This window comes from Aeromonas sp. 97A, assembly GCF_051919185.1.
GTDB classification, from domain to species: domain Bacteria; phylum Pseudomonadota; class Gammaproteobacteria; order Enterobacterales; family Aeromonadaceae; genus Aeromonas; species Aeromonas veronii.
Map to the genome: position 1 here is coordinate 3,685,422 of NZ_JBQBFF010000001.1, position 20,962 is coordinate 3,706,383.

Below are 20,962 nucleotides of genomic sequence, written 5' to 3' on the forward strand. Positions count from 1 at the left end.
ATAGCGGGTAAGCAGGAGGTTAGCAGGGGAGAAACTTGAGCCATCCGAGTTAATGTAGGCTGTGTACTGACATAACAGGATCCGAAAGAAACGAGTATTATCAACAGTCAGTTCGAGCGGCTGTGAGATGATAGTTCTAGCCGGTTCTTCGCATTTGTAGCCATTTTTATATTCAGTGATGAGGAAGTTAATTAATGTCAAAACCAGATATCCGGCTTCAGGACTCTCTTGTCGCAGGCTTGATTAACGGTGTGATCAACGGCTTGATTGCACACTGGCATTTCAAGGGGGTCGATTTTGTACCCTTGTCGGTCAATGCCATTGCCCACGAGCAGACATCGGTGTGGGGGGAGGCGGTATCCCTGACCTTCGGTCTGGGGATCATACTGTCGCTGATCACCGCCAAGCTGTTCGTCAACCATCTGCACAAGGCTCGTCCTGCGCTGCAAAGCAGCTTCAATCCCTCGTTTTTGCGCACCATGCTGCCTATAGCGATTACCCAGTGTGCTGCCCTGTTCGGCTGGTTTGTGGCGCTGGCGGTGATCTGGACCAAATACATGGGTGAAATGGCCGTCTCCAGCTTCTGGGCCGCCATTCTGGTCGGTGGATTTGCTTTTGTTATCACCCTGTTTATTGAATATCGCACCAAACAGAATCTGATCTTTAAGAAAGTTAGCCTTCTGGATTGATTCTGCCTCCCCATTTATTTCAGAAAAGGAATAACCCTCATGAGTGATCCGAAGAGCGCGGCAACCGAGAAAACGGCCGCTACCGTGCCTGCTGCACAGGACAAGACCAAGCAGGCCCGTTCGCTGACTTATGGTATTTTCCTGGCGGTTTTTATTCTCTGGATTTACAGCCTGTGGGCCGATCGGGTGACCCCCATGACCGATATGGGAAGAGTCAATGGCGAGGTGATCCGTCTTGCGCCGCAGGTATCCGGCCCGGTGGCCAGCATCCATGCCGCCAATAACGATGAGGTGTCGAAAGGGCAGTTGCTGGTCACCATCGAGAAAGCGCCGTTTGAGCTGGAGGAGAAGGCGGCCGAGCTCGCTTTGCAACAGGCTGCCCAGTCATACCATGCCGATTCTGCCTCCATCAAGGTTGCGAAAGCCAATGAGGCTTCCGCCCGCGCTGCTGCTAACAACGCCAGATTGCAGGTGGAGCGATATCGGGCCCTGCTGAAAAAGGGCACCATCAGCCGTGCAGCCATGGATGACAGCCTGACCCAGCTGCAAACCGCCGAGGCCAATCTGGCGCAAACCGTCTCTGCGCTGGAAAAGGCCCGTTTTGAGATTGGCCCGCGCGGTGAAGAGAACCCCGAGATTCAGGCCGTGCTCAACAAGCGAGCCCAGGCCCGCCTCAATCTCGAACACACCGAGCTGAAGGCACCCGCCAATGGTGTCATTACCAATCTGGCGCTGGCCAAAGGCAACTATGCCAGCGCAGGCCAGCCGCTGCTGACGTTTATCAATACCGATAAGCTCTGGCTGACCGCCATGGTGCGGGAGAACTCGCTGGCCTATTTGAAGCGGGATGATGCCGTCAAGCTGGTGTTTGATGCTTATCCGGGCCAGGTTTTCACCGGCAAGATCACTTCCATCGGTTTTGGCAGCAGTGGCAATGGCAGCCTGCAGGTCAATACCGGCACTGGGTTGCTGGATTCCCCTACCTCCCAGCCAAGCGCCCAGCGCTTCCCGGTCAATATCCAGTTTGATGACCTTCCGCCCGGCGTGAACCCGCGCTTCGGCGGTCGTGCTGTCGTCGCCTTCTACCCGGGAGAGTCCTATCTGGGTGAGCGGTTGGCAGATATCTGGATATGGGCATGGAGCTACATAAGCTATGTTTCATAGTCCAGCCAATGCCTTGCTGCGGGTAGCGCTGTTTCCGGTGCTGCTGCTGTTTTGGCAATTTGTCTTTGGTACGGATTTACCGCTGCTGGCCCCGGCCATGTGCGCGGTATTTCTCACCACCACCCATAACCCGCCACCGCTCATCATGGTGTTTCTGATGGCCGGGGTCTTGTATCTGACCTCCTGGATACAGGCATGGCTGGCAACCTTGTTGCTGGATTACCCCCATGTCTATTACCTCGCGCTGCTGGGCGTCTTCTACTGGTGCATGGATCGCACCCGAAAAAACGCGCAGGACCTGATAGCAATCCTGCTCATCGTGGCGACGGCCATGATTGCGGTGTTCGTCAAACAGAAGGGGATTTCGGTCGACCAGATACCGCTGGCGTTGCTTAAGAACATCTTCGTGGCAGGGTTTACCGCGTATCTGGCCTATTTCATCTTCCCGGGTGGTGAGCCGTTAACGGATGCCTCTGCAGCAGCCAGCAGTGCAGGCAAGACGCCTCATCAGGATTGGCACACTCTGTTCAAGGCGGTGCTGGTGCTGGCTACTCTCTGTGTCGGCATCACCCTGGATCTGGAGCAGAGCACCATCATTGCCATCGTGGTCGCGCTGATCATCAAGGATCCCAATCCGGCGCTGGGGCACAACTACGGTATCCGGCGGTTGCTGACCACCTATGCCAGCGTGCTCTATGCCGTGCCGCCCCTGATCATGTGCGTGTTTCAAACCAACCTGATTGGGCAACTGGGGGTCACTCTGGTGTGCGCCCTGTTTATGGGGATCCACGCCGTCGAGAGAAAGGCCAGTTACAACTCGATTCAGCTGCTCTATTCAAGCTATGTCGTGCTGGTGTTCTACTCGATTACCTCGACCAGCATCGATGCGCTGAGCGATGGCATGATCCGCTTCGGCTCGGTGATGCTGGCGGTGATCCTCGGGGTAATGGCACTGATTATCATGCAGCCCAGATCGCCTGCCGAGGTGGCAGTGCAGCGAGCCGACCACCACCCTGGCTGAGAACCTGCCTCTACTGCTTCAGCCGTAGTCATAAAAAAAGAGCCCTTGAGAAATCAGGGGCTCTTTTTATTGGCAAGCGAGGGTTAATCGATCAATCGATGTGATAGATCTGATTGTATGACTGTAAATGGCTATAAAAATCATAGGAATGATGTAATTTTTCTTATTTTTTTAAGAAACACTACCCAGGCAATGATGACTGCCCCGGTTTATGGTTAACCATCCCCAAAGGGATTCCTGATTTGTAGCTGGTCAGGATCTGCTCGAGCTCGTCATCGGAAATGGCCTTGTAGTCGATTCGCCTGACATCTGGAACATCGTGCCCTTCGGTAACCAGCTGTAATGCCCCTACGCTATCCTGGCCAATGCAACTGAGCAAATCGAATGGCTGGGTTGATGCCGCTTGATAACGTGCTACAACAGGCAAACAGAAAGATGATGTCGAAGTTTCAATCAATATGGGCAGCCAACCAGTCGAGACCTTGCTTTGCAAACGTAAACAGTTGGTCGCTATAGCCAGGAGTAATCACACTGAGAATTATCTCGGGGTCAATATTCAGATAGTCTTGCACCAGCGTATTGCGAAGGCCAATGAGCTTGCTCCAACAGATCAAAGTGTCGGGGCATAGCTCACCACGTAGGACAAGGAACTCGAATGCCTGATTGGCATCCTGTGGGGTATGGCCTGCCAGTGTTTTGGCCCAGTGTTTTGCCACGCCAATACTCGTTTCGATAGAAACCTGCAGGATTCGCTCGGCGGCGCGGTACTCCAGATTGGAAAGGGTACGCTGCGCCAGAATTGCCCGGATCTCTGACAGCTCCGCCTGGTAGCGCGACAAGCTGGTGCGCAAAGCGCCGATATAAGCGTTATCGCTCATCTCTACTTCTCTACTTAAATCGATAACCGAGAGTTTCCCCCAGAACTCATTGCACTACAGCGCCAGCAGTTCTTCAGTGCTGTATCCAGTAGTCCACTCTGTTTAGTCGGAGCAAAGGCCACCGCCAGATCCCAGTTGGTGCTCGGGCAAGCTGTCCCCTTGGTACGGTCATTTGGTAGTTTGAGACAGAATACTTGTCAGTATGGTGTCACATGGTTGGGATTTTGTACGTAACGTTCAATAGCCTGCCGCGCTGCGCTTGGCTGCTGGCTTGTTCGGTGAGTCGAAAAGATGACTCACCGAACAAGCCCAGCTTCTGTAGATTTCCTCCTTTGGCATCCCATTCAGCAGATCAGGAATGGTGAGCAACGTCGCTTAAATACCCAAATACAACTCAAAAGCGACTTTGTGATGACGGATCACACTTAAAGTTTGTGCTGTCAGATCAAAAGGCTATCGAAAGGTTGTGTTTCGATCGTCATGTGGTGGTTCTAAAAAGGTATACCCCATAAAAACCACTCGATATCCTCTCGAAAGAAATATTGAAACCATTTATATTGAACTAATGGTTCAGAACCAGTTTAAACAGACCAATGGAGGTTTCAATGTTCATACGGGCGTACTTACGTGCATCGACAGTGGAGCAGGATGCTGAGCGGGCACGAGAGCTGCTGATTGGTTTTGCTGCAGAGCATGGCCATCAGATAGCCAGTTTCTATGTGGAGAATGAGTCTGGTGCAACGTTGGACAGGCCTGAGCTTATGCGGCTAATCCGCGACGCTGCAGATCGTGACATTGTGCTGGTAGAGCAGATTGATCGTCTGGCCCGTCTCAATCAGACGGATTGGCAAACATTGAAGCAGTTGCTGGCTCAGAAACAGCTCTCAATCGTTTCTCCGGAGCTTCCGACTTCCTGGGTGGCGTTACAGGGGGACTGCCGCTCCGAGTTCACCAGCGCCATTTTGCAGGCTGTAAATGGCATGCTGTTGGATATGCTCGCAGCAGTTGCTCGCAAAGATTATGAAGATCGCAGACGCAGGCAGCAGCAGGGTATTGCCAAGGCCAGGGATGAGGGGAAATATCGCGGTCGCCAGAAAGATGAAAAGAAGCGTCAGCACATCGCACAGTTGTTGAGCACCGGACACAGCTACTCGGTGATCCAGGAAATGTTGGGCTGCTCCCGCCATCTGATTTCGTGCGTGGCAAAAGAGGTCCGTTCAGCAAAATAGCGAGTCATTTATCCGAGGCACCCATGCGACGCTTCTCGATATACAGCCACGCAGCAAAGGCGCCAAACCCTATCAGGAATGAAAACAGGAGGATCAGGATGACGATGCTGTTCATGGTGATGGCCTCAGGTGTAGCGGATAAAGGATGCAATCAGGTGATCGTGTGACCAAACTCCATATCACCATGGACTTCGCTCAGGAAAAAATCAACAACGAACTGAAAGTATTGAAGTTTGTTCGCTCGTAACAAACATGATTGCGTGGAATCACGCAGGATGTGGAGCCATGGAATGAACACTGTCATTCCCAACCAATTCCCGTCCAGTTTCTTTCCACATAACTATCTATCTGGAAAAGTGGTGCGAATTTTCCACATAGTGGAATGCCTGTTCAGAACGAGTTATGTGGAATCCTGATCGAAGAATTCCTATCTATCTGGAAATTTCGTGCTGTTTTCTCTCTGGAATATTGGTCATCTTGTTTGAAGAGATGGTGGACTCTGGTGTGCTGAAATATGAGGGGCAAAATTCCAGATAGATAGGAATCCACCCCCCATATTTCAGGATGTCAGCAGTCGATGGGCCATCCCGTCGAGTAGCAGCTTGGTCTTCTCCCAGGTCGGCATCACCTGGCTGAGCAACCGCCAGAATCGCTCGCTGTGGTTGTGTTCGGCTAGGTGGCAAAGCTCGTGGAGGATGACGTAATCAATGCACTCTCTAGGGGCTTTTACCAAATGAGGATTGAGTGTGATCCGGCCATTGGGCGAACAGCTTCCCCATTGGGTTTGCATATTCAGCAGGCGTAACGGAGGGCGATCCACAACCCACAAGGCTTGTTCCAGCATGGCATCGAGACGTTTGGCGAAAAGCTCTCTGGCGCGGGTTCTATACCACTGGGTCAGTTGAGCCTTCACTGTCTCGGGTCCTGGCTTCCTGACTGATACTTCCAGCTTGCCTCGCAGCAGTTTGACCCCTTGCACACTGCTTGGTGCAACGATGACCTTGAGCAGGTATTGCTTGCCGAGGTAAAGGTGACTCTCGCCACTGACATAACGGCGTGGCGTGACATGTTCCAACTGCTGACGAAAGTCACGCAACTGCTCGTAGATCCAGCGGGCACGCTTTTTTACCGCCGCAAGCACCTCTTCATCTGGCGTTTGCGGCGGAGCCATCACCTCAACCCGGCAGTCAGGATGCACCTTGATCAGCAGTTTGCCGGCCTTGGGTCTGGTGAGCCGTTCGAACCTGATAAGCTCGCCACCATAGGAAAAGTGCTGGAGCCTATTGGCCATGTTGCCGGAGGTGCTCATCTGCAGTTACATCCCACTGTGACCAACTCGGGTAATCTGCACGACCATTTCCACCATGCGCTTGGCTTGATCCATGCCACAGCCGATGGACTTGCACTCGGTGAACAGCAATGGCAGCAGCTTCTTGCGAATATCGGCTTCAATATTTTGCGGGTTGATAGAGTGTTCGGCGACCGAGGCATCAACCAACCGGTCGATCTCGAAAGCGAGTTTGACCCACTTTTCTTCAACCTGAGCATCCTGGCTGTCAAACAGTTGTGGAAGGTTCTTTTTAAAGACACCGAAGTAGGCCTGAGCATGGCGGTTAGTGCCAAAAACATCAGGCATATCGTTCAGGCGGCGTTCCTGTACCTGCTCTTCAAACTCGCGGAACAGCATGTACTGCTTGAGAGGGTGATCAAACAGTTTTTCCGCCTCTTCAATGGCGAGGCGCAACAAGGTTGAGAAAGACTCCTGAGCATAAGGGTCATCCCTGAGATCCTGCTCAATCATGCGCGTGACGCGAGTCTTGATGATGTCAGTCTCGTTGCGGGTCTTCTCTTTGCTCCACTCTTCCGGCGGTTTTTGCTGTCCCATCTTGCCAACTTCATACACACCACCGGGCTCTTTGACCTCGACACCAACCACATGCTTGTCGAGCAGCTTTTTCACCTGCTGGGCATACTCGTCGTAGTCGACTCGTTCACCTGCATCCTGTAGCACGGTTTGCCGCAGGCTGGAGAACTGTTGCAGCGTCTCTTTGTAATGGCGGCGATCCGCTTCGGTAAAGGCGGTGTCCTCGAAGAACGAGGCCGACTGTAGAGCTACTTTCAGGCAACTGGCAAAGCGGGATAGAGCTTCATAGAAGTCTTCACGCACCTTGAGATGCACATCTACCAGCTCTCCCTCTACCTCTTCCATTCGGGGTACCAGCACCTGGCGCAGTTGCTCTATGTCCTGCTTGTTCTTTACCCCGGCAAAGATGTTCCACAGGTCCTTGTAGAGCTGTGGCAGGCGCTTGTATTCAGAGCTCATCTGGTTGTAGAGGCCGGCGATGTCGTCAAGGTCATAGCCGCCCTGAGTGCGTGAGGCGAGATCCTGATACTTGGCGATAGTGGTATCTAGCTCCGAGAGAATGCCGCGGTAGTCGATGAGCAAGCCAAACTCTTTGTCCGGGTGCAGGCGGTTGACCCGGGCGATGGCCTGGATCAGGTTGTGCTCCTTCAAGGGTTTGTCGATGTAAAGCACCGTGTTCTTGGGCTCATCGAAACCGGTCAGTAACTTGTCCACCACGATCAAGAGCTTGAGTGGATCATCCTTGTCGGCGAAGCGCTCGATAATCTGCTTGGTGTAGAGCTGCTCATCCTGGCTACCCACGTTATCTTTCCACCACTGCACGACCAGAGGGAGGGTAGATTCATCGACATCGGTATTGCCCTCCCGGCTATCGGGGGAGCTGATAACAATGGCGGATTCGAGCAATCCAACCTCATCGAGATATTGCTTGTACTTGATGGCGGAAGACTTGCTGTCGCAGGCGAGCTGACCTTTCAGCCCTTCCGGAATGTTTTTGTCGAAGTGTTCGGCTATGTCGCGAGCAATAAGCTGGAGCCGGTCATCGGCTTTGTAGAGCTCACCCTTGCGTGTGTATTTGCGCTTTAGATCAGCCTTTTGCTCCTCGGTCAGGTTGGTGGCGATGCGGTTAAAACCGGCATCAATCGCCCTGTCGTTCACATCGAGATCCGGGATGCGTTCTTCATAGAGCAGGGGGGTGACAGCCTTGTCCTCAACGGCTCGCTGCATGGTGTAAGCGTGCAGGATGGGGCCAAACTTGTTGGTCGTCTTGTCGTTTTTCAGCAGCGGGGTGCCGGTAAAGGCCACAAAGGCGGCATTGGGCAGTGCCAGTTGCATGCGAATGTTGTTTTCGCCCCCTTGGCTACGGTGCCCCTCATCAATCAGCACGATGAGGTCCGGGCTTTTGTTGACGCACTCAGGCAATTTGGTGGCAGTGTTGAACTTCTGGATCAGCGAGAAAATGATGCGCTCGGTACCCTTGCCAATTTGCTCGGCCAGTCGCTTGCCCGAGGTGGCCATCGCCGCGTCCTTGTCCTTCTTGCCAGCCAGTTCACCACTGGATGAGAAGGTCTTGCTGAGCTGGCTTTCCAGATCCACCCGGTCGGTCACGACAATGATGCGGCAGGCTTTCAGAGCATCATGCAAGATCATCGCTTTGCTCAGGAATACCATGGTGAATGACTTGCCTGAGCCTGTGGTGTGCCAGATCACCCCACCTTGGCGGCCGCCATCAAGGCGCTTGTGGCTGATCCGCTCGATCAGTCGCTTGATGCCGAACACCTGCTGATAGCGGGCCACTATCTTGCCGGCCTTCTTGTCAAACAGGGTAAACAGACGGGTCATCTCCAGCAGCCGATCAGGTGACAGCAGGCTGATAAGCAGCCGATCCTGGTCCGTCACCGCCAACTCGCCGGCGGCCAATAGGGTCTGGTACCAATCCAGTGTGGCCGTTGGGCGATGATCAAACAGTGTAGAGAGGGTATCTTGGAGAATCGGCCGGTTCTTTATCTCGGCCATCTGCGCGTCGCTTATGTCCTCTTCACGCCAAGCTGCCCAGAATTTTTCCGGTGTGCCGCAGGTGCCATAGCGTCCTTCGATACCGCTGATGGATAGCAGCAACTGGCTATAGGCGAACAACAGCGGGATCTCACCGTGTAGCTGGTTGCGAATAGTCTGGGAGATCCCCTCCTTGACGGTAGGCCCCTTCTTGGCGTTGCTATCCGGGCGTTTCGCCTCGATCACCGCCAATGGCAGGCCATTGACGAAGCAGACGATATCGGGGCGACGAGACTCTATACCACTGGCTCGGGTGACGTGAAACTCTTCGGTAAAGGTGAGGCTGTTATTGTGCGGGTGATGCCAGTCGATCAGGGCAATGGTCGGGCTTACCTTCTTGCCATCGATGAATTCGGTGACCGACATGCCGTAGAGCAAATGGTTATAGATCCGTTCATTGGCGGTCATCAGCCCTTCGTTAAGAGCTGGAGTACACAGCTCACTCACCAGATTGTCGACCGACTTGGCGGACAGTGGATACCTCTTGCCAGCATACACAAAGGCGCGTTTGCTCAGCTCCTCGCGCAGAATTTGGCTCAGCACGACCTGGTCATATTTATTGTTGCGGGCCGCCAGTGCCTGCTTGGGGGGCAGAAAAGTCCAGCCCAACTGGGTCAGCAGGGTCAGGGCCGGGAGCTTGGCGCTGAACTCTTCTTGAAACTTGGGTGCGTGGTGATGATCAGTCATTGAGTTCAATTCCCCGTGCAGTGAGCCATTGGCGTCCTTTCTCTGTGGTTTGGTAAGCCTGTTCCGGATGATTGGGCACTTCCGGGTAGGCATAGCCAATCAAGCCCTCTTGTTCCCGCATAATGTTCAAATGGGACGCTTTTAGTGCGTTTTCCCGCCGGTTCAGCGTTTTGGCCAGTTGCTCAGTCTTGTAAGGACGCATGGCACAGAGCCACAGAATCACTGGCCACAGGTTATTTCTGCGTGCTTTGGGGGTGAGTTGGTCTATACGAGCGAGCAGATCTGACGGGAGGTCACCCGCATTTGAGCCGAGGTCACCTCTATTTGCCGCGAGGTCACCCGTATTTGCGTCGAGGTCACCCGTATTTGCCACGGGGTCACCCGCATTTGAGCGGGGGCCCTCATCATTGGCAGCAGCAAACAGCGGAAGTTCGTGAGGCGCTGACAGCTCGTAGTAAGTGGAGGAGCCTGCCCCCCCTTTGACCAGCAACTGGTACTGATGATGCAATCTTCCCAGTATCTGGCTGGCGGCGAGCGTATCAAGGCCGGTAATGGCGCGAAGGCCTGCGTTATCCACCGCTCCCGTCTCTTTGGCCAGGATCAGTGCTTTCGCCTCATCGTTGTTCAAGGTGAAATGAGCGAACTGTTTGAGCCAGGCCAACTGCTCTTCGCCCATCAGTTGATGCAATAGATAGGTTGCCAGAAACTGGTTCTGGATGACCTGACTCATGAAAACAGGCGCGGTCAGACCCACCTGGTCCAGCAGACGTCGCATGGTGCGGATGCCGGAGCCTTTGGTCTCGGCAAAGCTGACGTCGTAGAGCACAGAAGCCAGCACCGGATTGCGCAGGATAGAGCCCATCTCCCCCAGCATCGCCTCCGGCTTGAGAGAGTAGCCGGCGTTGCGTATCTCGAGACGGTTGCTAAAGCGCACCACTATGATGGGCTGATTGACCTGATAATCACGGTGCATGACGGCGTTGACCACCGCTTCGCGAATCACCTTCTGTGGCAGCAAGGGCTGGTCGTCTCGCTGGGTTTTGCCCTCTTCCAGACGAAAATGCTTTGGCAAGTCATCCAGAATGGTGGCTTCCAGTTTGGGGATCAGCGTCAGCAGGGGTTCACGCAGATCCAGCGTAGTGTCGAAGCGCTGTTGAGGGTCTTCCACCCACTGAGTGCCGGCGACGCGCACGTAGTCCACGCGCATGGCGGGTAACAGTCTTCGCAGCGCCAGCGGTTTGCCAAGGAGCAACAAGCCGGCGATATTGGGTACCCATTCACCCTGGCGCTTTTTCACCAGATTGAGGGATTGGAGCATCTCACTGTCACTGGCCTGCAACTCTTCAGCATGAGGGCGAACCTTGCTGCGCAGCGTGCGATAGAGCTCGATGGCGTGGGGATCGAGATCATCCCAGTGGGCGTCAGGCAGCAAAACCTGCTCGAATCCCAGGCCATTTTTGGCGAGCAGCAAGGGCTCCAGCTCCTGCTGGGAGCATTCGTAATCACCGTTCAATCCCCGTCGCCAGACGCCGCTCTTGCGCTTGTTCTTGCTGTCGAACTTCCCCTTAAAGGTGCAAGGCTTGGCTGCCGGCTCCAGTTCGGGGACAAAGACAACCAGCACACGTTTGCCCTCCAGCTGATGGGCTTGCGCCTGTACCGGGATCGGCTGTTCAAACTGATCACGGCAGTTGGTCTGCAGCGTGTTGAGGAGCTGGTCACTGTGGCTGACACCGCATACCGAAAAGGTGTCGTGTGTTTCATTTGGCTCGTTAACCCCGAGCAGCAGATAGCCACCACCAAGGCCAGGCTCATTGGCAAAGGCACAGATCGACTGCATGACGGATGAACCGATGTCGCTGCCCCGCTTGGCCTCGATACGGGGACACTCATCCAGCTCGCGCAACTGAGCCAGCAACTGCTCCGGGGTAAATTCGATCATGCCTTTGAACGCTCCTTCAACTGTGTGCTACCGATGGCGTCTGTTCGGGGTCTTGCCATCTCAACTCAGTGCAAACAGCACTGTTTGAACTTCTTGCCGCTGCCACAGGGGCAGGGGTCATTGCGCCCGATCTTGGGGGCCACTCTAACCGGCAGGGTTACTGGTGTGAGGGCTGGTGCGGCTATCGGCGCTGTGCTTGGCCCCCGTTGGGCCAGAAAATGGGCGTGCAACCGCAATGCGGCGGGGCCCACTTCGGCCACGCTTTGTTGATGCTCCGGTAGTGAAAGGCTGGCAAGCTGTGGCAGTAGATCATCGCTGCCATGCAGGCGGATCACCTCAAGGGATCGTTCCAGCTCCTCTGGCAAGGCTGGCCAGTTTCCCAGTGCCATGCCACGCAGATAGCCAAAGCTCCAATCTTCGGCGTTACAGATCTCCTGCCCTTCGACATAGTTGGCCATCAGCACCGGGATAAAGTGCTTGGGCCGATAACAGAGGGTATGGGCCAGAATATTCATATGGCCGAGGATCAAATCCAGCGCCCGTTTCATCTCATGCTCGGACGACCACTCAGGGGGCGTGCCACCCCAGAGTACCGGCCACCACTGGCTGGGTGGCACCAGCTCGGGGCCGGAGAGCACGGCGGTCAGAAAGCCGTCGAGTGCCGACAGACTCAGCATCGAGTCGTCGTTGCCATGGTCCATCAGCCGTTTCTCCAGCCATTCCACTTCGGCTTCGGTCATGGGGTGAATGGTCACTTTTTTCATGCGGCCTCCTCCACCTTGACCCGTCGTTTGCCGGTCAACAGTTGTTGCATCAGCGCCTGTTTCTCTTGCTTTAAGGCTGCTAGCTTTTGTTGCAGGGCAGATATTTCCTGATCGGCGATGGAGAGTATGGTGGCAATTTTTTGTTGTTCCTCAAGCGTGACTGGAATAACAACTCTTTCCTTTACAAACATATTGAAATTGAAGGTCATCTTTTCAATATGAACACCATAGCTACAAAGGAATGCCTTGTGATACATTATTTTTTGTTTACTGAACCAAGAGAAAAAAGCAATATCTATTTTTTCATCATCCTTTGGTCTTAGAGCAATGTATGAGTCAGATATGTGACACTTATTAAACTCTTCTGTTACTAACCCTGTGGCTCCGTGAACAACTTGCATCTTTGAGATCAAAAAATCACCGGCAAGTGCAGTGTTCATCTTTTTTGTCAAAATATCTGAACCCTTTAGAATTTCACGAAGCACAACTCCTTCCGAGCGGCGCTTGACACTTAAAAGGTGATATTCACTATCATCGTCCCATTGAACTGGCCGCTTAACCTCTTTTAAAAGAGAACCAATACGTTGAGCTTTCCACTCCCCACTAAACCTCACCCCATTCTTATCCAGCAGGCGTTTTTTTCCAGTGAGCAGTTGCTGCATCAGCGCCTTTTTCTGCTGCTGGCTATTGGCCAGCAGTTGCTCGGTGGTGTTGATCGCCTTATCCCAAGTGGAGAGGATTTTGGCTATTTTCTTTTGTTCTGAGAGTGGCGGCGTCAGAATGACAAGAGGTTTTAACACCTGTAGGTTAATATTTTTTTGTGCATTTTGAGTGGATTGTGAATCTAAATCTTCCTTCTTTGTATCGAGGACGTTCTTTAGCCAATAAGTGTCTGCTTTAGTCGAGTACGGCTGAATAGCGACAACGCTATCAGGACATGCAACATCAAATGAAGTTATTGCCGTATCACCAATATTTGCAGCAATAGTAATCAGAATACTTCCTTTAGGAAAAACCTTACTAACTCCGATACCATCTTGATTCAGTGTTTGCGTAAAACTATTTAGATATGTCTTTGAACCAGTAACGTCACCAGTTTGTACGAATGGCATTTCCCCACCAAAATATCTTGGATCATTTCTTGGCCGAGCAGAAAATTTACCTCGCTCTACTATTGACAAATCTTCAAGCGTTTTTTGGCTCCACCCATTAGGCACCATAACCCAGCTCCTCCAGATACTTGGCCATCTCGATTTCCAGCTCGGCCAGTTGGGTTTTCAGTTGTTCGCGCTCGGCACGCACCGCCAGCAGATCGATCTCTTCCTCTTCCTCGAAGGTGTCCACATAGCGGGGGATGTTGAGGTTGTAGTCGTTCTCTTTGATCTCTTTGAGCGAGGCAAGGTAGGCGTATTTCTCGACATTGCCGCCGTTGCGGTAGGTCTTGACGATCTTGGCGATATTCTCGGGGCTCAGCACGTTCTGGTTCTTGCCCGGCTTGAAGTCGTTGCTGGCGTCGATAAACAGCACGTTATCGTCCACCTTCTCTTTTTTAAAGATCAGGATGGCGGCGGGGATGCCGGTGCCAAAGAACAGCTTTTCCGGCAGACCGATCACCGCATCGAGCAAGTTCTCGTCGATCAGCTTTTGGCGGATCTTGCCCTCGCTGGAGCTCCGGAACAGCACGCCGTGAGGCACCACGACACCCATGCGACCGCTCTTGGGTTTCAGGGTCTCGATCATATGGAGGATAAAGGCGTAATCCCCCTTGGTCTTGGGTGGAATGCCGCGCTTGAAGCGGCCATATTTATCAATCCCTGCCTCGTCATGACCCCATTTGTCCAGTGAGAACGGCGGGTTGGCGGTCACGATATCGAAGCGCATCAGGTCGCCGTTTTTATCCAGCAGCTTGGGATTGCGGATGGTATCGCCCCACTCGATCTTGTGGTTGTCTTCCCCGTGCAGGAACATATTCATCTTGGCCAGCGACCAGGTGGAACCGATGGCCTCCTGCCCGTAGAGGGCATAACGTTTCTGGCCGTAGTTTTGCACTACTTTGCGGCCGCATTTCATCAGCAGCGACCCGGAACCACAGGCGGGATCGCATATGGTATCGCCGAGCTGCGGATCCAGCAGTTCGGCCATCAGATCGGAGACTTCGGGCGGGGTGTAGTACTCGCCAGCCTTCTGGCCGCTGTTGGCGGCAAATTTGCCGATCAGGTACTCGTATGCGTTGCCAATCACGTCGAGGTTACCGACCCGGCTTGGTTTCAGGTTGAGCTCCGGTTTGGCAAATGCCTCCAGCAGGTAGCGCAGTATGGTGTTCTTCTGCTTCTCTTCGCCGAGGCGATCGCTGTTGAAGCTGATGTCCTGGAACACACTCTTGTTGCCATCTTTGAGCTTGGTGCCGTTGGCTTCTTCGATAGCGTGCAGGCAGACATCAATGCGCTCGCCGTTACCTGGTTCGAATCGCTTTTCGTACAAGCTGTAAAAGTTAGCCTTGAAGGACTGAACTACCTTGTCATCCTGATCCTTGATTTCGGCGATGGGTAGCACAAAGCGCTCGCTCTTCATCATCTCTTCGATAAGCTCTGGCGCATCGCCGTACTGCTTCTTGTAGCTGTCGTAATGGTCCTGCCAGACATCGGAGATGTACTTCAGGAACAGCATGGTGAGGATGAAATCCTTGTAGGTATCGGGGCTGATGGTGCCACGGAAGATATCGCAGGCGCCCCAAACGGTGTTGTTGATAACGTCCTGATTGATCTGTTCGGTCATAAAGGGTGTTTCCTTGGCGTAATAACGGGTATGCGAGCCTCAAGAGGCATCTGCATCGGATGGTTCAAGTAGGCGAGTCGCGATGGCATGCATCATCTGCTCGCCATTGTGCTGGAGGCGCTGCATCAATTGGCGCTCCTCCTGCAGCGTGCGAGCCATTGCCAAAATGGTTTGTTGCTCTGTCAGTGATGGAAGCCCAATCAAGGCCTCTTCCAACACCTGGCGGCGAATACTCTTGGTCAGGGTGCCTTCGGCATGCAGTTCGAAGTAACGCTGGCAGGGCTGCTGATTGAGCTGCCAGGCGAGGAACTCCGGGATCAGTGCATCAGATTGTGGCCGTACCACATAAAAGTGGGGGGCCGCCACAGCTGGCAGTGGGGCATGCCGGGTATCAACCAGCACGGCATAGTTTTGGTTGCCCCGTGCTGCCACCAGAATATCTCCCGTGTGCAGCCAGTCCGGCGCTTTTTTGCCAGTTGCCTCACTGCGCACGCAGCTCATCCAGTCGACACCGAACTCTGACGAGGTGTCTTTCATCTGCACCACAGCCAGATTCCCCTCTGGATACTCGGGGATCTTGCCGCGAAACGGATAACCAGCGCTGATAGTGGCGATTTTGTACAGGTGTAATTTCACAAAAAATCTCGTCATCGCTAATGATGCTGGAGGTTAGTGTCTCTGATGAGACTTTGTTTCGTCAAGACAAAGTTCGATCTTTTTTTGCATCAATAGCAATGGTGTTTTTGAGGTGCTTTCACATGTGAAATTTTTTTTCTCCGAAAAATCGCTGTAAGTGCCCAAAATGGGCACTTACAGCGCTCCGGATTTCGTTAGGTCCTCGGTACGCTTTGCATGTTGATGTTTGTTACAGGGAGATCATCTGCATGCGTGAACAAAATCCGCCGCTTTACGGTGACAACAATGGGGCAATCCTGAAAGAGCTTTATGAGCTGAAACAGCTGGTGCGCCAGCAAGGGCAGGCGCAAAAGGAGGTGCTTTGTGCCGAGGAGTGTGCCGAGCTGCTAGGGGTGTCAGTTAGTTATGTTTACCGGCTGACTAGCGAAAAACGCCTGCCGTTTTACAAGCCACAAGGCAAAAAGATCTACTTCAAGCGCGTTGAGCTGCTGGACTGGCTGCTCTCCCACCGCATTTCACCGGACGCCGAACTCACTGAGCATGTAACCAAGCGTGTGCGGCAAGCTAGCCATGGGCGGTTGTGAGGCTGTTATGGAGCGAGATCTCATAGCATCTCACTGGCCTCAGGATCTCCGGTCGGCTTTTATTGAACCTCCGAAACCCCTCGATTTTGTCCTCCCGGGGCTGCCTGTTGGCTGCGTTGGTGCTTTGGTGTCACCGGGAGGAGTGGGCAAATCGATGCTGGCATTGCAACTGGCAATGCAGATATCCGGTGGGCCGGATTGGATTGAACTTGGCAAGCTGGGCAGGGGGGCTGTGCTCTACCTGCCTGCTGAGGACCCTTGGCCTGTACTGCACCAGCGCTTGTTTTCCTTGGGCGGACATCTTGACGCTGAACTTCGTGTCAACGTTGAACGAGACCTTCGTTTGATATCGCTTCAGGGGGCCAGTCCAAATGTGTTGGATAGCCACTGGTGGGAAGCGATTGCTATTTGGGCTGAAGGGGTGAGGTTGATTGTCATCGACACTTTACGACGTTTTCACGATGCCGACGAGAATGCGGCCTGTGCCATGACGCAGGTGCTGGGTCAGCTGGAACGGCTGGCCATGGGGCTGGGATGCGCTGTGCTGTTTGTACACCACACCAGTAAATCTGCGGCATTCCAAGAAGCTGGCGATCTGCAGCAGGCAAGCCGAGGTTCGTCTGTTCTGGTGGACAACGTCCGCTGGCAGGCCTATCTCGCTACTATGACCAAGAAAGAGGCGCAGCAGCTGGGTGTATCGGCAGAGCAGAGCCAGCTTTACGTGCGGTTTGGGGTAAGCAAAAGCAATTATGGACAGCCACTACCGGAGCGCTGGTTGGTGCGGGGGGAAGGTGGCGTATTGTACCCCGCCAAATTGGACGAAACGCGCCGAGAGAGAGGTAAACGTGCCTTGCTTTGAATTGACCCATGCTCGGCATGACCATATGCACTGCCTGGCACCAGGATTGTTCAGAGCCATCGCTCCAGGTCAGCGCCGCCGAGACAAGCTGGATGCGGTGTATCGATTCGGTGGGGGCAATCAGATTGAGTTTTCCGGGCCAGAGCCGCTGGGGGCCGATGACCTTCGTGTGCTTCAGGGACTGGTTGCCCTGGCTGGTGTTGAGGACTATAGCGCCATCATTGAGCCCATTGCAGCTACCGGGGAGGGCAACAGCTTGCGTACCCTGCTAGAGCCTCGCTGGGCAGCCAATCAGCAACGAGTCTTGGTGGTCAAAAGCAGCCTGCACAAACTGGCCAAGGAGATTGGCTACGCCAACCCTCGTGACACCAATACGGTGCGCCGTTGTGTCGAGCGGTTATGGAAGGTGTCGGTAATAGCGCAGGTAGCAGGCCAGCGCAGCGGTTTTCGTCTGCTTGCGAACTATTCCAGCGATGCCCTGACCGACGGGCTCTTTGTAGCGCTCAATCCTTTGCTGACCTCCGCCATTATGGGCTCTGGCCGCCATGTTCGTATCGACATGACAGAGGTGCGGCGCCTGAGTGGCTGTATCACCAGACTGTTGCATCAGCGGTTATGTGCCTGGGTCGATGTTGGCCAGAGTCGGACGGTACAGCTAGACACCTTGGTTGCTTATGTTTTTCCTGAGGAAGCCAGCATGGCCACTCACCGCAAGCGGCAATCGCGAGTCCGCAAGGCATTGAATGAACTGGCTGAACTGGGCTGGTCAATCAGTGAACATGCCAAGGGGCGGTTTACCATCGGTCGGCCTGCGCTATCACGATAATGGTCACAAACCATCACGATAATGGTCACAAAGTTCACGATATTGGTCACAGGACTAATTAGTCAAACTCAAGTGCTACTTGGGCTGCAGACCGATCCTGAAATTCGATCTAGATTATCTAAGATGATCTACGCCAGCGCTGGGTAGCGCCGGCGTTTTTGTTGGCTCTTCCTAGCTAGTATTTGCTTCCTGCACTTACTGGTTAAGTATCAGTGCTGCCTGCCGGTTGGCTACTGCGACTACTTCAGGCTTCTCACTGGCTAGGAGCTCATCAAGGGCGCGTCCCATCTTCTATCACTCCAATACGTTGGGAAAATCGAGCATGGCATCTCGGCGCCGTGATTCAAGGATGTCTGCATAGATCTCTGTGGTTCTCAGCTCACTGTGCCCCAGCAAGCGGGAGAGGGCATAGATATCAACGCCGCGGTTAAGCTGGATGACGGCGAAGGTATGACGCGCGCTGTGGAAGGTGACCTTCTTGGTTATACCCGCCTGCAACGCCCACCTGGTGAGCTCCATGTTGTGCCAAGCCGAGTACTTGAGGCCCTTGAAGATCCGCTCTGTTGCCTTGCCTGGGCGCCCCATCAGCTGCATCGCCATGTCATTCAAATCTAGGTATTGCAGGCCGCTGGTCTTTTTCTGGGTGAAGACGATACGGTAATGGCCATAGAAGGGCTCCAGCTCTGCCCAGGTCAGCTTGTGAATGTCGGACCAGCGCAAGCCTGTGCAGCAGGAGAACAGAAAGGCGCGCTTAAGAACGTCGTACCGGCACTCGGCGTGGGCCAGGGCTCGAACTTCGTCTTCGGTCAGGTAAACGCGCTTGTTCTTCTCCCCCTGGATAGTTTTGACACGTCGTACCGGATTATCCGGTAGCAGCCGTTCCTGCTCTGCCTGGTTCAGGGCTGCCCTTAACTTGTTGAAATAGGCACTTTGGGTGTTGCGGCTCAGTGGTGTGCCGCTTTTGGTGCGGGCTTTGTGCATCAGGTAATGCCGAAAACCCTCCAGGAACAGCTGATCTACTTCCTCGAAAGTCAGCTCCGGCAGCTTATGGTACTGGCGTAAATGCTTGAGGGCTGATATCCAGATGGAATGGTTGCTCTTGCTGCCTGCCGCTTTTTGGTCTGTAACCTCTTGGAAGTACTCGAAGAAGCTGGCCTTGTAGGCGTTCGAGAAATCCAGATGGTGTTTACCAGTCTCGTACTCGAAGAGTCGCTTGGCGCGGATGGCTTCGGCTGCTCGCTGGGTTTCTTTGTTGTGGAGCCGCTGTGCTGGGGTACGCGGCTTGTCGTACAGGAAGAGATCCAGGGTCTCTCTGCTGCGTTTGTGCTTGCGGATGCCCGTGGTTGGGTCAAGGTAGGAGCCGGCGTAGTAGGTTAGGCGCAGAGCGCGCTTGCCTTCGGCGTCCGGTGCGCGGTATTCGATGCTGATCTTCATAAGTGTCCCCCAAAAGTACCCCAAGAGGTTACTTTGGGGTACTCTCGGGGTAAATTCTCACGAAACAAGATCAGGCAAGAATAGCCAGTAAAAACAAAGTCCAATATTTACAATGTCTTATGTTCTCACTGGCTGCTTTTTATTGCTGATTTTTCACCACATTACTTGCCGATGCAGAAGCTGGAGAAGATACGACCCAGCAGATCGTCGGAGCTGAATTCGCCGGTGATCTCGGAGAGAGACTCCTGCGCCAGGCGCAACTCTTCGGCTACCAGCTCGCCGGCCACGAACACTTCCAGCTGCTCCTTGGCCACCAGCAGGCGCTCGGCGGCACGCTCCAGCGCATCCAGATGGCGGCGGCGAGCCATAAAGCCCCCTTCGGTGTTGCCCTGGAAACCCATGCAGGCTTTCAGGTGCTCACGCAGGGCTGGCAGCCCCAGCTCGGTCTTGGCGGAGATGCGGTAGACGGCGTGGCCCTGCTCCTGACTCGGTGCCAGATCCTCGCCGGTCAGGTCGGCCTTGTTGCGAATCACGGTGAGGCCGATGTTTTTTGGCAACCGATCAACAAATTCCGGCCAGATCTCTCGCGGGTCAACCGCGTCGGTGGTGGTGCCATCCACCATAAACAGCACCCGATCGGCCTGTTCGATCTCGGCCCAGGCGCGCTCGATACCGATCTGCTCCACCTTGTCCTGGGTGTCGCGCAGACCGGCGGTGTCGATGATGTGCAGCGGCATGCCATCGAGATGGATATGCTCGCGCAGCACATCGCGGGTGGTGCCGGCGATCTCGGTGACGATGGCTGACTCGCGCCCTGCCAAAGCGTTGAGCAGGCTCGATTTACCGGCGTTGGGACGACCGGCGATCACCACCTTCATCCCTTCCCGTAGCAGGGCGCCCTGTTTGGCTTCCCCGCGCACGTCGTCCAGCTCGGACATGATGCTGTAGAGGTCGCCCGCCACCTTGCCGTCGGAGAGGAAGTCGATCTCCTCGTCCGGGAAGTCGATGGCCGCTTCCACGTAGATGCGCAGCCGGATCAGGCTCTCCACCAGTTGCTGAATTTTGCTGGAGAACTGCCCCTGCAGGGAGTGCATGGCGCTGCGGGCGGCCTGTTCGCTGGAGGCTTCAATAAGGTCAGCGATAGCTTCGGCCTGGGCCAGATCCAGTTTGTCGTTGATGAAGGCGCGCTCGCTGAACTCGCCGGGGCGGGCAGGGCGGATGCCATCGATTTTCAGAATGCGGCGGATCAGCATGTCCATGATGACGGGGCCGCCGTGGCCCTGCAGCTCCAGCACATCCTCACCGGTGAAGCTGTTGGGAGCTTTGAACAGCAGGGCGATGCCCTGATCCAGTACCTGGCCTTGCTCATCCTTGAACGGCAGATATTCGGCGTAGCGCACCCGCGGGAGCTTGCCTAGCACTATCCCGGCGACCTGTTCGGCGGCGGGGCCGGAGACCCGGACTATGCCGACGCCACCACGGCCTGGCGCGGTGGCCTGGGCCACGATCGTATCTGTTGTCATCTTGCTTGGCTCGTTTGTTCGCTGATAGGAAAACG

Annotated in this window: 17 protein-coding genes; 7 read left to right on the forward strand and 10 right to left on the reverse strand. The window is 54.3% G+C overall.

Annotated features, from left to right (window positions below; genetic code table 11):
- Positions 1 to 194: 194 nt before the first annotated feature.
- Genes ACTG27_RS16735 through ACTG27_RS16745 form a run of 3 tightly spaced genes read left to right on the forward strand, consistent with a single transcriptional unit; the run spans position 195 to position 2,874 of the window.
- Positions 195 to 689 (forward strand): permease, encoded by a 495-nt coding sequence (locus ACTG27_RS16735; RefSeq protein WP_151286439.1) that lies wholly within the window; start codon positions 195 to 197, stop codon positions 687 to 689.
- A gap of 39 nt (positions 690 to 728) precedes the next feature.
- The gene (locus ACTG27_RS16740; RefSeq protein WP_151286438.1) at positions 729 to 1,853 is read left to right on the forward strand and encodes an HlyD family secretion protein; all 1,125 of its coding nucleotides are present in this window, start codon (positions 729 to 731) and stop codon (positions 1,851 to 1,853) included.
- Positions 1,843 to 2,874, forward strand: a complete 1,032-nt coding sequence (locus ACTG27_RS16745) for a DUF2955 domain-containing protein (RefSeq protein ID WP_167565534.1) — start codon at positions 1,843 to 1,845, stop codon at positions 2,872 to 2,874. Before ACTG27_RS16740 ends, ACTG27_RS16745 begins: the two co-directional genes overlap by 11 nt.
- Before the next feature lie 449 nt (positions 2,875 to 3,323).
- Here ACTG27_RS16745 and hepT read toward each other — a convergent pair whose 3' ends face one another.
- Positions 3,324 to 3,752: a type VII toxin-antitoxin system HepT family RNase toxin gene (gene hepT, locus ACTG27_RS16750; protein WP_151286436.1), complete on the reverse strand. Its 429-nt coding sequence runs from the start codon at positions 3,750 to 3,752 to the stop codon at positions 3,324 to 3,326.
- A gap of 605 nt (positions 3,753 to 4,357) precedes the next feature.
- Between hepT and ACTG27_RS16755 the strand changes: the two genes are divergently transcribed.
- Positions 4,358 to 4,981, forward strand: coding sequence for a recombinase family protein (locus tag ACTG27_RS16755; protein ID WP_039040633.1), 624 nt, complete (start codon positions 4,358 to 4,360; stop codon positions 4,979 to 4,981).
- Positions 4,982 to 5,540: 559 nt separating this feature from the next.
- Here the strand turns inward: ACTG27_RS16755 and ACTG27_RS16760 are convergent.
- The 7 genes from ACTG27_RS16760 to ACTG27_RS16790 form a co-directional block, all read right to left on the reverse strand.
- Positions 5,541 to 6,290, reverse strand: coding sequence for a M48 family metallopeptidase (locus tag ACTG27_RS16760; RefSeq protein WP_234704035.1), 750 nt, complete (start codon positions 6,288 to 6,290; stop codon positions 5,541 to 5,543).
- 6 nt (positions 6,291 to 6,296) lie between these two features.
- Complete coding sequence (locus tag ACTG27_RS16765; RefSeq protein ID WP_374996088.1) at positions 6,297 to 9,587, reverse strand: type I restriction endonuclease subunit R; 3,291 nt, start codon at positions 9,585 to 9,587, stop codon at positions 6,297 to 6,299.
- Entirely contained in the window at positions 9,580 to 11,526 is a 1,947-nt protein-coding gene (locus ACTG27_RS16770) for an RNA-binding domain-containing protein (RefSeq protein ID WP_374996087.1), read from the reverse strand. Before ACTG27_RS16770 ends, ACTG27_RS16765 begins: the two co-directional genes overlap by 8 nt.
- Positions 11,527 to 11,591: 65 nt before the next feature.
- Positions 11,592 to 12,290 carry a UPF0149 family protein gene (locus ACTG27_RS16775; RefSeq protein ID WP_407970126.1) on the reverse strand — a complete coding sequence of 233 codons (699 nt, stop codon included), beginning with the start codon at positions 12,288 to 12,290 and terminating at the stop codon, positions 11,592 to 11,594.
- Entirely contained in the window at positions 12,287 to 13,510 is a 1,224-nt protein-coding gene (locus ACTG27_RS16780; RefSeq protein WP_374996085.1) for a restriction endonuclease subunit S, read from the reverse strand. Before ACTG27_RS16780 ends, ACTG27_RS16775 begins: the two co-directional genes overlap by 4 nt.
- Entirely contained in the window at positions 13,500 to 15,065 is a 1,566-nt protein-coding gene (locus tag ACTG27_RS16785) for a type I restriction-modification system subunit M (RefSeq protein WP_374996084.1), read from the reverse strand. The genes ACTG27_RS16780 and ACTG27_RS16785 overlap by 11 nt, the downstream gene beginning before the upstream one ends.
- A gap of 39 nt (positions 15,066 to 15,104) precedes the next feature.
- A complete protein-coding gene (locus ACTG27_RS16790; protein ID WP_374996083.1) occupies positions 15,105 to 15,701 on the reverse strand; it encodes a restriction endonuclease subunit S in 597 nt (198 codons plus the stop codon).
- Between the two features lie 248 nt (positions 15,702 to 15,949).
- Between ACTG27_RS16790 and ACTG27_RS16795 the strand changes: the two genes are divergently transcribed.
- The 3 genes from ACTG27_RS16795 to repC are packed head-to-tail and all read left to right on the forward strand — an operon-like array spanning position 15,950 to position 17,970.
- Entirely contained in the window at positions 15,950 to 16,285 is a 336-nt protein-coding gene (locus ACTG27_RS16795; RefSeq protein ID WP_374996082.1) for a helix-turn-helix domain-containing protein, read from the forward strand.
- Positions 16,286 to 16,292: 7 nt separating this feature from the next.
- Positions 16,293 to 17,144 carry a helicase RepA family protein gene (locus tag ACTG27_RS16800; protein ID WP_432665852.1) on the forward strand — a complete coding sequence of 284 codons (852 nt, stop codon included), beginning with the start codon at positions 16,293 to 16,295 and terminating at the stop codon, positions 17,142 to 17,144.
- A 46-nt stretch (positions 17,145 to 17,190) separates the two neighbouring features.
- Positions 17,191 to 17,970 carry a replication protein C, IncQ-type gene (gene repC / locus ACTG27_RS16805; RefSeq protein ID WP_432464943.1) on the forward strand — a complete coding sequence of 260 codons (780 nt, stop codon included), beginning with the start codon at positions 17,191 to 17,193 and terminating at the stop codon, positions 17,968 to 17,970.
- 294 nt (positions 17,971 to 18,264) lie between these two features.
- Here repC and ACTG27_RS16810 read toward each other — a convergent pair whose 3' ends face one another.
- On the reverse strand, positions 18,265 to 19,404 hold the full coding sequence (locus ACTG27_RS16810) for a site-specific integrase (RefSeq protein WP_374996080.1): 1,140 nt from the start codon (positions 19,402 to 19,404) through the stop codon (positions 18,265 to 18,267).
- Positions 19,405 to 19,565: 161 nt separating this feature from the next.
- Positions 19,566 to 20,927, reverse strand: coding sequence for a tRNA uridine-5-carboxymethylaminomethyl(34) synthesis GTPase MnmE (gene mnmE, locus ACTG27_RS16815; protein ID WP_106844446.1), 1,362 nt, complete (start codon positions 20,925 to 20,927; stop codon positions 19,566 to 19,568).
- Between the last annotated feature and the right edge of the window lie 35 nt (positions 20,928 to 20,962).

Excerpts from the sequence above, each read along its gene's own strand:
- ACTG27_RS16785 (WP_374996084.1), bottom strand. The coding sequence starts at position 15,065 with ATGACCGAACAGATCAATCAGGACGTTATCAACAACACCGTTTGGGGC.
- ACTG27_RS16800 (WP_432665852.1), top strand. The coding sequence starts at position 16,293 with ATGGAGCGAGATCTCATAGCATCTCACTGGCCTCAGGATCTCCGGTCG.
- ACTG27_RS16740 (WP_151286438.1), top strand. The coding sequence starts at position 729 with ATGAGTGATCCGAAGAGCGCGGCAACCGAGAAAACGGCCGCTACCGTG.
- ACTG27_RS16780 (WP_374996085.1), bottom strand. The coding sequence starts at position 13,510 with ATGGTGCCTAATGGGTGGAGCCAAAAAACGCTTGAAGATTTGTCAATA.
- hepT (WP_151286436.1), bottom strand. The coding sequence starts at position 3,752 with ATGAGCGATAACGCTTATATCGGCGCTTTGCGCACCAGCTTGTCGCGC.
- ACTG27_RS16760 (WP_234704035.1), bottom strand. The coding sequence starts at position 6,290 with ATGAGCACCTCCGGCAACATGGCCAATAGGCTCCAGCACTTTTCCTAT.
- ACTG27_RS16765 (WP_374996088.1), bottom strand. The coding sequence starts at position 9,587 with ATGACTGATCATCACCACGCACCCAAGTTTCAAGAAGAGTTCAGCGCC.
- ACTG27_RS16735 (WP_151286439.1), top strand. The coding sequence starts at position 195 with ATGTCAAAACCAGATATCCGGCTTCAGGACTCTCTTGTCGCAGGCTTG.
- ACTG27_RS16770 (WP_374996087.1), bottom strand. The coding sequence starts at position 11,526 with ATGATCGAATTTACCCCGGAGCAGTTGCTGGCTCAGTTGCGCGAGCTG.
- ACTG27_RS16795 (WP_374996082.1), top strand. The coding sequence starts at position 15,950 with ATGCGTGAACAAAATCCGCCGCTTTACGGTGACAACAATGGGGCAATC.
- ACTG27_RS16810 (WP_374996080.1), bottom strand. The coding sequence starts at position 19,404 with ATGAAGATCAGCATCGAATACCGCGCACCGGACGCCGAAGGCAAGCGC.
- mnmE (WP_106844446.1), bottom strand. The coding sequence starts at position 20,927 with ATGACAACAGATACGATCGTGGCCCAGGCCACCGCGCCAGGCCGTGGT.
- ACTG27_RS16745 (WP_167565534.1), top strand. The coding sequence starts at position 1,843 with ATGTTTCATAGTCCAGCCAATGCCTTGCTGCGGGTAGCGCTGTTTCCG.
- ACTG27_RS16775 (WP_407970126.1), bottom strand. The coding sequence starts at position 12,290 with ATGAAAAAAGTGACCATTCACCCCATGACCGAAGCCGAAGTGGAATGG.
- ACTG27_RS16755 (WP_039040633.1), top strand. The coding sequence starts at position 4,358 with ATGTTCATACGGGCGTACTTACGTGCATCGACAGTGGAGCAGGATGCT.